The organism is Limosilactobacillus oris, from assembly GCF_025311495.1.
In the GTDB taxonomy this organism is placed as follows: Bacteria; Bacillota; Bacilli; order Lactobacillales; family Lactobacillaceae; genus Limosilactobacillus; species Limosilactobacillus oris_A.
Genome location: NZ_CP104398.1, coordinates 747,607 through 762,059 on the forward strand (window position 1 = coordinate 747,607; position 14,453 = coordinate 762,059).

12 protein-coding genes and 1 tRNA gene are annotated in these 14,453 nt (G+C 51.5%); 1 reads left to right on the forward strand and 12 read right to left on the reverse strand.

Annotation, left to right across the window (positions count from 1 at the left end):
- Window position 1: 1 nt before the first annotated feature.
- The 12 genes from N4599_RS03925 to gap all read right to left on the reverse strand — a co-directional run bounded on the left by N4599_RS03925 (window position 2) and on the right by gap (window position 14,016).
- Window positions 2-259, reverse strand: coding sequence for a hypothetical protein (locus tag N4599_RS03925; RefSeq protein ID WP_260902126.1), 258 nt, complete (start codon window positions 257-259; stop codon window positions 2-4).
- A gap of 125 nt (window positions 260-384) precedes the next feature.
- Window positions 385-858 (reverse strand): SsrA-binding protein SmpB, encoded by a 474-nt coding sequence (gene smpB, locus N4599_RS03930; protein WP_260902128.1) that lies wholly within the window; start codon window positions 856-858, stop codon window positions 385-387.
- 19 nt (window positions 859-877) lie between these two features.
- Window positions 878-3,238, reverse strand: a complete 2,361-nt coding sequence (gene rnr, locus N4599_RS03935; protein ID WP_260902130.1) for a ribonuclease R — start codon at window positions 3,236-3,238, stop codon at window positions 878-880.
- Window positions 3,228-3,998: an alpha/beta hydrolase gene (locus tag N4599_RS03940; RefSeq protein WP_062814082.1), complete on the reverse strand. Its 771-nt coding sequence runs from the start codon at window positions 3,996-3,998 to the stop codon at window positions 3,228-3,230. Before N4599_RS03940 ends, rnr begins: the two co-directional genes overlap by 11 nt.
- A 60-nt stretch (window positions 3,999-4,058) precedes the next feature.
- Complete coding sequence (gene secG / locus N4599_RS03945) at window positions 4,059-4,298, reverse strand: preprotein translocase subunit SecG (RefSeq protein WP_003714054.1); 240 nt, start codon at window positions 4,296-4,298, stop codon at window positions 4,059-4,061.
- A gap of 65 nt (window positions 4,299-4,363) precedes the next feature.
- A complete protein-coding gene (locus N4599_RS03950) occupies window positions 4,364-5,905 on the reverse strand; it encodes a ClC family H(+)/Cl(-) exchange transporter (RefSeq protein ID WP_191363236.1) in 1,542 nt (513 codons plus the stop codon).
- 105 nt (window positions 5,906-6,010) lie between these two features.
- Window positions 6,011-7,393 carry an amino acid permease gene (locus tag N4599_RS03955; protein WP_191363257.1) on the reverse strand — a complete coding sequence of 461 codons (1,383 nt, stop codon included), beginning with the start codon at window positions 7,391-7,393 and terminating at the stop codon, window positions 6,011-6,013.
- Between the two features lie 195 nt (window positions 7,394-7,588).
- On the reverse strand, window positions 7,589-9,313 hold the full coding sequence (ptsP, locus tag N4599_RS03960; RefSeq protein ID WP_260902135.1) for a phosphoenolpyruvate--protein phosphotransferase: 1,725 nt from the start codon (window positions 9,311-9,313) through the stop codon (window positions 7,589-7,591).
- A 164-nt stretch (window positions 9,314-9,477) separates the two neighbouring features.
- On the reverse strand, window positions 9,478-10,800 hold the full coding sequence (gene eno / locus N4599_RS03965) for a phosphopyruvate hydratase (RefSeq protein ID WP_003714071.1): 1,323 nt from the start codon (window positions 10,798-10,800) through the stop codon (window positions 9,478-9,480).
- 90 nt (window positions 10,801-10,890) lie between these two features.
- Entirely contained in the window at window positions 10,891-11,643 is a 753-nt protein-coding gene (tpiA, locus tag N4599_RS03970) for a triose-phosphate isomerase (RefSeq protein WP_003714126.1), read from the reverse strand.
- Between the two features lie 68 nt (window positions 11,644-11,711).
- Complete coding sequence (locus tag N4599_RS03975; protein WP_003714131.1) at window positions 11,712-12,917, reverse strand: phosphoglycerate kinase; 1,206 nt, start codon at window positions 12,915-12,917, stop codon at window positions 11,712-11,714.
- 85 nt (window positions 12,918-13,002) lie between these two features.
- Window positions 13,003-14,016, reverse strand: a complete 1,014-nt coding sequence (gene gap / locus N4599_RS03980; RefSeq protein ID WP_062814087.1) for a type I glyceraldehyde-3-phosphate dehydrogenase — start codon at window positions 14,014-14,016, stop codon at window positions 13,003-13,005.
- Between the two features lie 250 nt (window positions 14,017-14,266).
- Here gap and N4599_RS03985 point away from each other — a divergent pair.
- A tRNA-Arg gene (locus N4599_RS03985) sits at window positions 14,267-14,338 on the forward strand.
- The last annotated feature ends 115 nt before the right edge of the window (window positions 14,339-14,453 follow it).

Genomic DNA, 14,453 nt, shown 5'->3' on the forward strand with positions numbered 1-14,453 from the left:
GCTAATAAACCGCCCCGTGCCCGGTCCCCAGGTCGAGCACCTGACTATTTTGGGGGATTTTTAATGCCGCGACCGTTTGCCGGATAATGGCGTACTTCCCCCAGTAACTGGTGTGGACAAAGATAGCCGCGAGGACCAGCATCAACACCGGGAAAAGAAAATTATACAGTTGGTGCGAGTTCCAGGCTGGAATCATCCCCACCAGCCCACAGGCCGTGAAAATAATTGGTACCAGCGGTGCGTCAAGTCCCTTTTTCATTGCTTAACTTACTCCTTCAATTTTAATGTTCCAATTATACTATCCTAACAAGTGATTGGCCAGCCTGTCCCAGTCAAAACGGCAGCGCCATGCCCGCTTCGTGACACAACGCTGCCGTTTTCCTGCTAATAATGCTTCATTACCCGTTCAATTTCACGGTTCTGCTCACGGCGCTTGATCGCTTCCCGCTTGTCATACTGGTGTTTCCCCTTGGCAACTCCCAGCAGGACTTTGGCATAGCCGTGCTTAATATACATCTTCAGTGGAATCAGGGTGACCCCCTTATCCTGTAAGACCCCGGTCAACCGGTGGAGTTCCTTTTTATGGAGCAGCAATTTCCGGTTACGCAGGGGATCCTGGTTAAAGATGTTGCCGTTATCATACTCGCTGATGTGAACATTCATCAGCCAGGCCTCGCCGTTTTTAATCTGGGCAAAGCCATCCTTGAGGTTGACCCGGTGGGCGCGGACCGACTTAATCTCAGTTCCGGTTAAGACCAGTCCTGCCTCGTAGGTGTCCGTCACGAAGTAGTCGTGGCGGGCCTTTTTATTTTGGGCAATTAAGCTATCGTTATTCTTTTGTGGGGATTTTTTGGCCATTTTATCCCTCCATTAGTTATTAGTGGCGCCGACCCTGTGAATGGTGGTCACGGGAATTGTTGTGGTGGCGCGTCTGCCCACGGTTGATCTGACGGTTATTAACGTTGCCGTTATGCTGCCGACGATCGTGGCGCTTAACGTGACCGTGGTTCCCACGCCGGCCGCCGCCACGACGACGGTTGTCATGTTCATGCGGTACCCGAATCTTGGTCGTCGGCGCGTCCTGCGGATTGACGAGTTCAAAGTCGACTTCCCGCAGGTCTTTATCAACCCGCTTCAAGCGCACCTTGACTGGCTGCCCAATTTGGAAGATCCGGTGGGCCTTGCGACCAATCAGGGCCAGGTGCTTTTCGGAATATTCGTAGTAGTCATCGTTCATCACGCTGATGTGGATTAACCCTTCGACGGTGTTCTCCAATTCCACGAAGAGACCGAACTTCATGACCGAGCTGACCACCGCGTCAAAGGTTTCGCCAACATGGTCCTCCATGTATTCGGCCTTCTTCATGCTATCAACATCCCGTTCGGTATCAATACCGCGCCGCTCAGTCACCGAGGTGTGTTCGGCAATTTCTGGCAGCTGGTCTCGCCAGGCCGCCTTAGCGCGTTCACCCTTGCCATGCTGGTCGTACCACTTAATCAGGCGGTGCACCGTGTCGTCAGGGTACCGCCGAATCGGTGAAGTAAAGTGGGTGTAGTACTTTGCCCCCAGTCCAAAGTGCCCTAACTCCTCGTCAGAGTACTTAGCCTGCTGCATACTCCGCAGCATCATCACCTGCACCATCTGTTCCTCAGGCTTCCCAGCGACGTCCTTGAGAACCTTTTGCAGCATCTTCGGCTTGACGTTGTTGATGTCGCCGTGGACATCAATGCCAAAGACGTTCAGGAAGTCAACAAAGGCCTTCACCCGGTCCTTATCCGGCGTTTCGTGGATCCGGTAGAGGAACGGCACGTGTTCGTTGAAGTAGTGTTCCGCCACCGTTTCGTTGGCCGCCAGCATGAAGGATTCAATCATCCGTTCCGCCAGGCCCCGGTCACGGAGCTGGATGTCAATCGGGTGCCCCTTGTCATCAACGATGATCTTCGCTTCAGGAGCTTCAAAGTCAATTGCTCCCCGCCGCTTCCGGCTCTTGAGCAAAATCTTGTGGAGTTCACCCATCGTTTCAAACATCGGCACAAGGTCCTTATACTGGTCGATTGTCTTTTGGTCATGAGCCTCCAGGATCCGGTTGACCGCCTTGTAGGTCATCCGGGCGTGAGACTTCATCACACTCGGGAAAATCCGGTGCTTAACGACCCGGCCCTGCTCATCAATTTCCATCTCGCAGCTCATTGCCAGCCGCTCTTCACCCGGGTTCAGTGAACAAATCCCGTTAGAAAGCCGTTTTGGCAGCATTGGAACCACCCGGTCAGTCAGGTAAACGGAAGTCCCCCGCTTAAAAGCTTCCTTGTCCAGCGGCGTCCCCGGTTGGACATAGTGACTGACGTCGGCGATGTGGACTCCTAAGTGGTAATGGCCGTTGTCCATCTTCCAGGCCACCACGGCGTCATCAAGGTCCTTTGACTCGATGGCGTCAATTGTCACCAGCGGCTGGTTGGTAATATCCTTGCGGCCCTTCTTTTCTTCTGGCAGAACATGCAACGGAATCTTGTTAGCCTGATCCATTGCCTCCTTAGGGAACTCGTGCGGCACGTCATGGGCGTAGATCACCGACAGGATGTCAATGCCCGGTTCGTCCTTGTTCCCAATCACCTCAGTTACCGCTCCAGTCATTGCCTGCGGTGATTCGTCACTCGGATAGGTTGTTACGGTCGCCGTTACCACTTCGCCATCAAGGGGCTTCAGACCCTTATCAGTAACGAAGAACCGGTACTGGGATAACTTTTTGTCCTTGAGCAGGATTTCGCCGATGTAGTTGCCGACCGTTTCCTGCTTAAATTCCCCCACGACCCGTTCATAATTGTGGTCGATAATCTTGGTAACCTGAGCTTCTGGCCCCTGCCCCGCGGCTGGATCTCCCGGCCGCAGGACCTTGACCGCCACCGTGTCGCCGTTGAGGGCGTGCAGGGTGTGGTCTGGATTAACATACATATCCGGCAAGTCCGGATCGTATTCTACGAAGCCAAAGCCCTTATCGTTGCCATGGAAAGTCCCAGTAATTGGTTCCTGCTTAATGACCGCTTCGAACTCGCCCTTGTCGGTCACCCGAACCTTCTTTTCCCGTTCGAGCTGCGCCAGGGTCTGGATGATCGGGGTAAATTGGTCGGCGTTGTCCATATTCAGTGCATGGGCAATCCGCTCCGCCGAATAGCTAATCCCGGCATTCTTCGTTAAGAAGGCGCTAATTTCATCTTTTAAGTTTAAACTATTACTTGTCATTTTGTACCTCAAATAAGTTATTTAAAAAGTGTTCCACGTCGCTAAACAGTTGACGGTGGGCAGAATTGACCGTCAACAGGTGGGTCGCCGTTGGGTAATAGTGGTAATCAACTGGGGTCCCCTGAGCTTGCAGCTTATCCCGCAGGGTAGTTCCCGAACGCGGGTCAATCATCTCATCGGCCCCGCCCTGGGCGATGAAAAACGGCCGCTTGATCTGGCCGAGCCGCTGATCCAGCTCCTTGGTCAACTGCTGAATTGCTCCCAGCTGCTGGGGAAGCCGTGCGCCTAACCAGTTTAAGCGTTCCTGGATCAAGTCCGGCTCCAGGCCATGCTGCCGGTAATACTTGGCAGCCAGACGGGGAAAATATTCCGGAACGTTAGTCGCACCCCAGCTGGTAATCGGTGACGCAAAAACACCGCCACCAGCTAAACTAGGATCCTCTTCCAGGGCCTTGGTTGCGAAAAGTCCGCCGAGTGATAGGCCAAAAATGGCAATCTGGGTCAGGCCGTAATCTTTAAGCCGAAAGATTGCCATCCGGGTATCATCCCACCACTCATCGGGGTTGCCGGTTTGCAAAATTTTCCGAGGATCGCCGCCATGGCCCGTAAAGAGGGGTGCACAAACGGTATACCCCGCCCAATTCAAGTGGCGGGCCAGCATCCGGACATCATTGCTGTTCCCAGTATAGGCGTGCAGGAGGATCACTCCCCGTTTGCCGCTATGGGGGAAAAAGCAGGTTTCGCCAGTATAGGTCTTCATCTTTACCCCACTCCCAACAAAAAGCCCCCTGAAGCATAGCTAGCAGGGGGCATAATCAAGTTAATGTGATGACACGTAAACCAGCGCCAATGCCAGAATGAAGAATAACGCCCCACAGATAGTCGTTACAATCTGCATGACCGCCTCAAATCCCCGGGCCTTCCGCCGGGAAAAGAGGTCGCCCGCGCCACCGGTCAAGGCTGACATCGCATCGTTATCGTTTTTGGCTGGTTGCATCATTACACACGCAATCAGAATCACACATACGATTAGAAAAATTGTCATTAAAGTATTATACAAGGAAATTTCCTCCTAATTTATACCCACTATATCTTGAATATCATATCATACTAAAGCAGTAATTTCTATACATCCGCATAATGGGCTGCCCGGGAAATCTGGCCGAGGACCTTGCCTGTCCTGCTCTGACAGACTTGAATAATCAGAGTGTCCCCGGCTGCCAGTTTGGTCTGTCCGTTTGGAATAATCCGTTGCTCGCCCCGGTAAACACTCGTGACAATACTATTGGCGGGCCAGTCATAGTCCATGATCCGCTTGCCGTCCAGACGTGCCCCAGCGTAAATCGTCACCGACATTTCGACTTCCTGGGGGTGGTTATCATGGTGTTTACCAATAAAGTTGTTGAACATCGCGGTATAGACTGGTTCCCCATGGAGACTATCCACTACCAAGTAAGCCACCATCGCGACAATTGCCAGGGGCATCAAATGGGCAAGCGACCCGACCATTTCGGTAATCAAAAGGATGGCGGTAAAGGGGGCCTTGCTGATGCAGGCAAAATAGCCGGCCATAGCATAGATAATAAAGTTTGGCAGGTACTGGGCGGGCAAAAGGCCGCAACGCACCATCAACGCGCAGTATACCGCCCCCAGGACGGCTCCGAGGGTCAGAATCGGCAGAAAAATTCCCCCGGGCAGCTGTGAGCTATAACTAACCATTGAAAAGACAAAGCGGAGGAGGAAGAGGCCCGCAAAGAGGCTGAGCGAGAAGGGCAAACTGGTCAGCTCACCAATGAGCCGGTTCCCGCCACCTAACGTGACCGGCAGGTACCAGGCAATCGGGATTACCAGCAGGAAAGGAACAACGGGATAGGCAAACGGGGGCAGCCAAGTGAGCTTCGCCGTCCACGAATCAAGCCGGAGGATCACCAGCTGGTAGAGGCGGCCCAGTAAGCCCAGGACCAGCCCCAGCACCACTAAGTGCCAGTAGTAGCGGGTCGGTAGCATATACCGGTAGGGCACGTCCAGAACCGGGTGGAGACCGAAAATCGTCAGGGAAACCATGTTGGAACACAGGGCACTGACGAAAGTCGCCAGCCAGATGACCGGCGAAAAGTTATGGTAGACCTCCTCTAGGATAAAAATCGTGGCTGCAATCGGTGCGTTAAAGGCGGCGGAGAGCCCGGCAGCCGCTCCGCTGGCAATGCCCACCTGGCGGTTCAGTTTGCCCGCGTGCAGGCTTTCCTCAACCCCTTGACCGATCGTGGCCCCGAGTTGAATCGACGGTCCTTCGCGACCCAGGTAGAGCCCCGAACCAATCGCCAGGATTCCACCAAAGAATTTTCGCCAAAGAACCGCCCACCATTCTTCCTCAAACTGGCTGGTGAGCTGCCCCTCAACCTGGGGAATCCCTGACCCCTTAATGTTAGGGTGCCGCTGGGTCAACCAGCCCAACAGCAGAGCAAGGATAATTGAACCAAGCGCCCAGAAAATCAAGCCGGCTGGGTGCTGGTGAAAGTACTGAAAACAGGTTGTTACAAGGTTTAATAGTTTCTGAATCGCCAGGCGGAACAAACTGACGACCAGGCCGGTCAACAGGCCGATCAAAATTGCCCGTCCGACCTGGACTAGCTGGTTATGTTGACGGATAAACTCACCCTTCTGCATGTAGATAATTCCTTTCAACTAAACTTAAACTACCCCATTGTACTACGAAACCGGCTAAGGAACACTAGAACTTCCTTAGCCGGTTAGACATTATTCAGTTATCGCCTAGCCCCGTTGCCGGTCGAAACCGTGCCGAAGCAGGTAAACGACCACCGCGAAAATCAGAACCAGCGCACCGACAATCACGGAAACCCGGGTATCAGGGTTGATGAACATAAAGATTACAATCACGATTAACATTACAAACGCGAAATAGTTGGAGAACGGGTACAGGGGCAGCTTGAACGGGTGCTGTGCCATCAAGTCAAGGTTGTTGTGCCGGAAACGCAATTCGGCCAGTAGGATGACGAACCACGGAATCATCCCCGGCAAAACGGACGAGCTAAAGACGACCACGAACATGTTCGCCGTGGACTTGCTGTAAATCGAGGCAATGATGTCGATGATGAAACCAATCAAGATCCCGCCTGAAATCCCCAGGATTGCCGCATGGGGGACCACCCGCTTGGAAAGGCGGCCAAAGATACTTGGCGCGTCCCCCTCATGGGCCAGCTTAAAGAGCATCCGGCTGGAACTGTAAATTCCCGAGTTAGCACCGGACAGGGCAGCCGTCAGGACCACGAAATTAATAATGGACGCTGCAGCAGTGATCCCAACCTTGGCAAAGGTAGAAACGAATGGTGAGCCAACGCTGCTCAGCTGGTTCCAAGGGTAAATCGTGACAATCACGAAGATTGCGCCAATGTAGAAAATCAAAATCCGGAAAAGCACTGACTTAACCGACTTGACAATGGCCTTTTGCGGGTCGGCAACCTCCCCGGCAGAAATCCCCAGGAGTTCGATTCCCTCATAGGAACCGACAATGATTGACATGGAGAAGAAGAAGCCGGACACCCCACCGGTGAAGAAACCACCGTGGGACCACAGGTTGCTAAAACCAGTCGGGTGACCACCGTTGCCGAAGCCAAAGAAGATTACCATAAAGCCCAGTAAAATCATAAAGATAATCGTGATGACCTTAATCATCGCGAACCAGAATTCAAGCGACCCGTAGGCCTTTGCACTGGCGAGGTTGGCAAGAACCAAGAAGATAATGATAATAATTCCGGCTAGCCAGGTATGCATATGCGGCCACCAGTACTTGAGGTACTCGGTTGCCGCCACCACTTCAGACATCCCGACAACAATGTACTCAAACACGTTAGCCCACTTGGCGAGGTAACCAGCCAGCGGGTGGACATACTCGGTCGCGTAATCCGCAAAGGAGCCAGTCCCTGGGTTGACGTAGATCATCTCCCCCAGTGCCCGCATCACAATGTATAAAATCAGGCCCACAAAGGCATAGGCAAGTAAAACCGACGGCCCCGTCCACTTAATCGTCGAGGTAGCCCCCATGAAAAGGCCGACCCCGATGGCGCCACCAAGTGAAATCATTTCCATTTGGCCCGCAGTCATTGACCGCCGTAATTCTGGTGCAGATTTCTTCATATCCAATCAGATTCCCTTCTCTTTTCATTTATCAGTTTCAAAGTATATTATAAATTTTCTTTGATTTCCACGGATTTCTAATCTTTTTTTAATTCTTTCGCCGAATTACCGGGATAAACTTAATGATTTAAAGTAAAACCGGTGGAGAACGATGTTTTCTTTCGTTCTCCACCGGTTAATAAGCACCAGTTGCTGCTAGTTGATTTCGCCCAGGCGGTCCTTAACCAGGGCCCGGACTTCCCCGGCGGTCACACACTGGTTGATGGCCTCATCTGCTAGCCGGGCGCACTCGTTCGTATCAAGTTTGCTCATTAAGGTCCGGGTCCGCAGGATCGATGATGAAGACATTGAATACTCGTCGAGCCCCATCCCCATCAGCAGTGGCAAGGCGATACTATCTCCCGCCATCTCGCCACACATGGCAACCTTGGTATCATGACGGTGTCCGGCGTCGATGACTTGTTTGAGCAAGCCAAGGAAGGCAGGATTTAGCGGCTGGTAGAGGTACGCCACCTCATCATTGCCCCGGTCGGCCGCGAAGTTGTACTGGATCAGGTCGTTGGTCCCGATGCTAAAGAAGTCGACTTCCTTCGCAAACTGCTCGGCATTAATCGCCGCCAGCGGGACCTCAATCATCATCCCGAGCTTGATACTGTTTCCCAGGCCGGGCTGATCCTTTTGTAACTCACGCTTGCACTCGTTAAAAATTTTCTTCGCCGCCCGCAGCTCAGCGATGGTTCCAATCATCGGAAACATAATTGACAACGGACCATGGGCCGACGCCCGAATCAGCGCCCGCAGTTGGGCCTTAAAGATGGCCGGATGCTTGAGACTGATCCGGATTGCCCGGTAGCCCAGGAAAGGGTTCATTTCACGGGGAAGCGGCAGGTAAGGCAAGGGCTTGTCTCCACCGATGTCCAGCGTCCGGACGACCACCGGCTTCCCCTGCATCCCAATTAGGGCCTGACGGTAAGCCTGATACTGCTCATCCTCCGTCGGCATATGGTCACTGCCCATGTAGAGAAATTCGGACCGAAAGAGTCCCACGCCATCAGCCCCCTGTTGAACTGCCGCGGCGACGTCATTCGGGTTGCCAATATTGGCGGAAATTTCAAACTGTTGCCCGTCCTTGGAAATTGACGGCGCGTTGACCCGCTGGCGCCATTCTTTTTGTTCCCGCGCCAGTTGCTGCGCCCTGACAGTAAAGTGGTCGACCTGGTCCGGGGATGGTCCTACCACCACCGTTCCCTGCAGGCCATCGACAACGAGCTGCTGCACATCCTTCGTAGCCCGCGTAATGTGGTCAGTTCCGACCACCGCTGGAATTCCCAGTGTGCGGGCCATAATTGCGGCATGGCTAGTCCGGCCTCCCAGGTCGGTCACGATGCCCTTTATAAACCGGGTATCCATCTGTGAGGTGTCAGAGGGGGTAACTTCGTGCGCCACGATAATGACTGGCTGGTTAATGGCCCCAATATCCGGCAGGTGCTTTCCCAGGAGGTGGCTGAGCAGGCGCTTGGCAACGTCCCGGACATCCCCCGCCCGTTCCTGAATGTAGGGGTCGGATAGTTGGGCTAGGGTGCGGGCAAAGTGGGTCGTTACGGTATCAACTGCCTCCTCAGCACAGATTTGCTGGTCGATCTGCTGCTTAACCTGCTTTAACAGCTCCGGATCAGAAAGGATGGCAATGTGGGCGTCAAAAATCGCTAAGTCGTCCGGCGTCAACCGACCGGCTGCCCGGTCTTTTAACAGCTGCAAGTCAGCGCTTGACGCGTCGACGGCCTGCATGAAACGTTTGTACTCGACCATCGGGTTTGCAATCCGCCGCTTCTCGTAATGCAGGTCTGGCTCCACCAGTCGGTAAGCCGGGGCAATGCCAATCCCTTCACTCGCGGCGATCCCTCTAATCTCTTTTGCCATCACTCTTCCTCCTCGTTCCGCCCTGCTTAATGGCGGTTTCGCTAATATTATATAGCTCCTCTTGCCAGAAAACAAAGCGTTTTCAACCCTTGATAGCAAAAAGGCGCTAGGTCCGAGTAATGGTCGGTTGCCTAGCGCCCTTGCTCATTAATTCTGGCTGAGAATTAACGATTTTCGATATCTTGACGAGCTTGTTCACTCAGGTTGTAGAATGAGTGAATACCTTTGTATTGGGCAACGTCGCCAAGGTTGTCTTCGATCCGCATCAGTTGGTTGTACTTAGCAAGACGGTCAGTCCGGCTCATGGAACCAGTCTTGATTTGTCCGGCGTTCGTAGCAACAACCAGGTCAGCGATGGTCGTGTCTTCAGTTTCACCAGAACGGTGGGAAACGATGGCAGTGTAACCTGCTTCCTTAGCCATTTCGATGGCTTCAACAGTTTCAGTCAAAGTACCGATTTGGTTAAGCTTGATCAGGATGGAGTTAGCAGCCCCCATCTTGATTCCCTTCTTCAGGTAGTCAGTGTTAGTAACGAAGAAGTCGTCACCAACCAGTTGAACCTTCTTACCAAGTTCGTTGGTCAGGGTTACCCAGTCATCCCAGTTGTTTTCGTCAATTGGGTCTTCGACAGAAACGATTGGGTACTTTTCAATGATGTCAGAAAGGTACTTAATCCATTCTTCAGTGGTGTATTCTTCACCAGTGGACCAACGGAGCTTGTACTTCTTAGCGTCGTCGTCCCACAGTTCGGAAGCAGCTACGTCAAAGGCAATGGCAATGTCCTTGCCTGGCTTGTAACCGGCATCCTTGATGGCCTTGATCAGGTATTCGAATGGTTCTGCGTTGTTTGCAAAGTCAGGAGCAAATCCACCTTCGTCACCAACAGAGGTTACCTTGCCGGCAGCTTCCAATTCCTTCTTCAAGGCGTGGAAAGTTTCTGAACCCCAACGAATAGCTTCACGAACAGTTGGCGCACCAACTGGCATAATCATGAATTCTTGGAAGTCAACCTTGTTATCAGAGTGGGCACCACCGTTGATAACGTTCATCATTGGCGTTGGCAATACGTGAGCATTGAAACCGCCAAGGTAGTTGTAAAGAGGTACTTGTAATTCATCAGCAGCAGCCCGGGCAGCAGCCAGTGAAACAGCTAAGATAGCGTTGGCACCAAGCTTACCCTTGTTAGGAGTACCGTCTAGCTTGATCATTGCCTTGTCGATGGCGATTTGGTCAGTAACTTCCATCCCCACGATTTCCTTGGCAATCACGTTGTTAACGTTGGCAACGGCCTTTAAAACACCCTTGCCGCCAAAACGGTCCTTGTCGCCGTCACGCAATTCAACGGCTTCGTGTTCACCAGTTGAAGCACCTGATGGAACGATTCCACGGCCAACACCGCCAGCTTCAGTGTAAACTTCCGCTTCAACAGTTGGGTTACCACGTGAATCAAGAACTTCACGTGCATAAATATCTGTAATAAGTGACATTTTGATGAATCTCTCCTCTGTCTTAAATTCGATAGCAATCGCGCTACTACAAGTAATATTGTATTATTTTGCACAACTAAAAACAAGCATTTAATGGTTAACTATTTCTAAAAAAGTCCGGGGATCGAGGCTGTCAGTGCCTACCAGAACGCCATCAATATCGCTTTTTGCCATCATTGCCCTGGCGTTGGCCGGCGTCACACTGCCGCCATAGAGGATCCGAACATTATTAGCAACGTCCTCCCCGTACATATCATTGATAGTCTGACGAATTAGGTAGCACCCCTCCTCGGCTTGATCGGAATCCGCGCTTTGACCACTGCCAATCGCCCAGGAAGGCTCGTAAGCTACGGTGACATTACAGATATCCGCCTCGCTCAGCCCCTTCAGGTCAGCTAAAATCCGGTTGACCGCCCAGTGAATTTTATCATCAGCCGCAATTCGCCGAGCCATCGTATCATCACAGCAGACGATTGGACACAGGCCATTGCGGAGGGCCGCCTTTACCTTTTTATTAATCAATTCGTCGTCTTCGTGGAAGTAGTTCCGCCGCTCCGAGTGGCCTAAAATCACGTGGTGAATTCCCGCCTGGTAGAGAGCATAGGGACTCGTCTCGCCAGTATAAGCCCCCTCGTCTTGGTAATAGCAGTTTTCCGCCATTACTTTCAGCGGGGACCCGGCGGCTGCCTGAACCATTGGAACCAGGGAAAGGGTGGGCGCCGCCAGTGCTGTTTGCAGCTGGTCAGCCGGTGGTAGCTGATCCTTGACCTGGTTAACAAAAGCCACCGCTTCCGCTACCGTCTTGTGCATCTTCCAGTTGCCAGCAATAATCGGAATACGCATCTTGATTCCTCCTAAAAAGGGCGGAAACCGCATCTACGGTTACCGTCCTCTTCGTAACTAAATTATTATTACTTTTCAGAAATTGCAGCAATTCCTGGCAGAGTCTTCCCTTCAAGGTAGGTCAGTGAAGCACCACCACCAGTGGAAATGTGGGTCAGCTTGTCAGCGACGCCCAATTCCTTAACAGCAGCAGTAGAGTCCCCACCACCGACAATGGTCGTAGCGTCAGTCAAAGTCCCAAGGAACTTACCGATTTCCAGCGTTCCCTTGGCGAAGTTTGGCATTTCAAAGACACCCATTGGGCCGTTCCAAACAACGGTCTTAGCATCCTTCAGAACGTTTTCGAATTCTTCCACGGACTTTGGACCAATGTCGAGGGCCATCCAGCCGTCGTCAATGTCGCCTTCAACGACCTTAGTGTCAGCATCGTTATTGAACTTGTCAGCGACAACGTTGTCAATTGGCAGAACCAGCTTGTCACCGGCCTTGTCCAGGATTTGCTTAGCGACGTCGATCTTGTCCTTTTCAACTAGGGAGTTACCAACCTTGATCCCTTTGGCAGCGTAGAAGGTGTAAGCCATCCCACCACCGATGATGATCTTGTCGGCCTTGTCGAGCAGGTTGTCGATCACGCCGATCTTGTCGGAAACCTTAGCACCACCTAAGATGGCAACAAATGGCCGTTCTGGGTTGTCCACGGCGTCACCCAAGAACTTGATTTCCTTTTCCATCAGGTAACCGGCAGCAGCCTTGCCTGGCTTGTTAGTAGCGATTCCAACGTTGGAAGCGTGCTTCCGGTGGGCAGTACCGAAGGCGTCGTTAACGAAGACGTCTCCCAGTGAAGCCCAGTACTTGCCCAATTCAGGATCGTTGCCGGATTCGCGCTTGACGTATTCGCCATCCTTAACATCTTCGTAACGGGTGTTTTGAACGAGCAAAACATCACCGTTCTTCATGTTGTCAATGGCGTCTTCCAATTGCTTGCCTTCAGTTACGGGAACAAAGGTAACCGGCTTGTTCAGCAAGTTAGAAAGCCGTTCAGCGACTGGACGCATGGACAGGCCCGGCTTGTCTTCTTCCTTCTTTACCCGACCCAGGTGGGAGAACAGGATTGCCCGGCCACCATGATCAATCACATACTTAATCGTTGGCAGTGCTGCCACGATCCGGTTGTCGTCGCCAACAACGCCGTCCTTAATCGGAACGTTGAAGTCAACCCGCATCAATACCTTTTGGCCTTCTAAAGGAAGGTCTTCAACAGTTAATTTAGCCATGTGAGTATTTACCTCCTTCTTGTTAAAAAAGCGGGCGGAGTTTCCTCCTCCCGCCATTAATTCATTTCCTTGGTTCAGGGATGAATTACAGATTTGCAAAGTGAAGCAGAGTCCGGATCATGTTGCTGGTGAAACCGTATTCGTTGTCGTACCAAGCAACAGTCTTAACTAATTGTGAACCGTCGTCGCCTTCCATGATTTCAGTTTGTGAAGGGTCAAAGACAGAACCAAAGGTAGAACCAATGATATCAGTTGAAACGATTGGGTCTTCAGTGTAACCAAAGGCTTCGTTACCTTCAGTAGCCTTCTTCATGGCATCGTTGATTTGGTCAACAGTAACCTTCTTGTCCAGAATGGAAACAAGTTCAGTCAAGGAACCGTCAACAACACCAACCCGTTGTGCGTGACCAGAAAGCTTACCGTTCAATTCTGGGATAACCAGGCCGATAGCCTTGGCAGCACCAGATGAGTGAGGAATAGTGTTGATGCTTGCAGTACGGTTGTTACGCATCTTCTTGCCACGAGGGCCATCCAGGATAGCTTGGGTGGAAGTAAATGCGTGGATGGTAGTCATAGTACCAACCTTGATACCGAAGTTCTTGTTAAGGAAGTATGCCATTGGAGCAAGGCAACTAGTCGTGCAAGAACCAGCGGAAACGATCTTGTCGTCAGCCTTCAGGGTATCCAAGTTAACACCTGGTACAACAGTCGGGATGTTGCCAGCAGGTGCAGAAATCAGAACACGCTTTGCACCAGCATCCAAGTGAGCTTGGGACTTTTCTGCTGAAGTGTAGAAACCAGTACATTCAAGGACAAAGTCAACACCATCGTTCTTTACCCAAGGAATGTTCCGGGCATCACGTTCAGCGTATACTGGGTATTCCTTGCCGTCAACAACGATCCCCTTATCAGTTGATGAAACTTCACCAGGGAACTTACCGTGCGTTGAGTCGTACTTCAGTAAGTAAGCCAGCATTGAAGGAGTAGTCAAGTCGTTGATAGCTACAACTTCGATGTCATCAGTGTTCAGTTCGTGAATCCGACGGAAAGCCAAACGACCAATCCGACCGAAACCATTAATACCAATCTTTACAGTCATACTGCAATTTCCTCCTTTAGGAAAAACAAAATTGAGTAAATACCCCATTCAATAAGTCAGCTCAGCCGGCTTGTTAAACAAGATACAAAACCTTACGACATTTATAATACTCATCTTCTGGGGAATTGTCTATTCAATCAACTCATAAATTTTGAATTTTATGGTGTAAGCGTTATTTTAATTAAAAATTTCAAATAATGCTTGCAATCTATTTAGGGATAAGATACTATATTACTTGTCGATTGATGACGCGCCCTTAGTGTAATGGATCGCACGTGAGATTCCGGTTCTCGAGATCCGAGTTCGACTCTCGGGGGGCGCATAATTTAAGGCTTGGAAGTTCCGACTTCCAAGCCTTTTTTGTTTATTTGATAATCAAAAAGCAGGCGAAATATGTAGTGACCATTCTCGCCCGCTCCCTCGCTCTTCAATTCTTA

Bases quoted from the DNA above. Each gene is read 5' to 3' on its own strand.
- N4599_RS03925 (WP_260902126.1), bottom strand. From the start codon at position 259: ATGAAAAAGGGACTTGACGCACCGCTGGTACCAATTATTTTCACGGCC.
- smpB (WP_260902128.1), bottom strand. From the start codon at position 858: ATGGCCAAAAAATCCCCACAAAAGAATAACGATAGCTTAATTGCCCAA.
- rnr (WP_260902130.1), bottom strand. From the start codon at position 3,238: ATGACAAGTAATAGTTTAAACTTAAAAGATGAAATTAGCGCCTTCTTA.
- N4599_RS03940 (WP_062814082.1), bottom strand. From the start codon at position 3,998: ATGAAGACCTATACTGGCGAAACCTGCTTTTTCCCCCATAGCGGCAAA.
- N4599_RS03950 (WP_191363236.1), bottom strand. From the start codon at position 5,905: ATGCAGAAGGGTGAGTTTATCCGTCAACATAACCAGCTAGTCCAGGTC.
- N4599_RS03955 (WP_191363257.1), bottom strand. From the start codon at position 7,393: ATGAAGAAATCTGCACCAGAATTACGGCGGTCAATGACTGCGGGCCAA.
- ptsP (WP_260902135.1), bottom strand. From the start codon at position 9,313: ATGGCAAAAGAGATTAGAGGGATCGCCGCGAGTGAAGGGATTGGCATT.
- eno (WP_003714071.1), bottom strand. From the start codon at position 10,800: ATGTCACTTATTACAGATATTTATGCACGTGAAGTTCTTGATTCACGT.
- tpiA (WP_003714126.1), bottom strand. From the start codon at position 11,643: ATGCGTATTCCGATTATTGCTGGCAACTGGAAGATGCACAAGACGGTA.
- N4599_RS03975 (WP_003714131.1), bottom strand. From the start codon at position 12,917: ATGGCTAAATTAACTGTTGAAGACCTTCCTTTAGAAGGCCAAAAGGTA.
- gap (WP_062814087.1), bottom strand. From the start codon at position 14,016: ATGACTGTAAAGATTGGTATTAATGGTTTCGGTCGGATTGGTCGTTTG.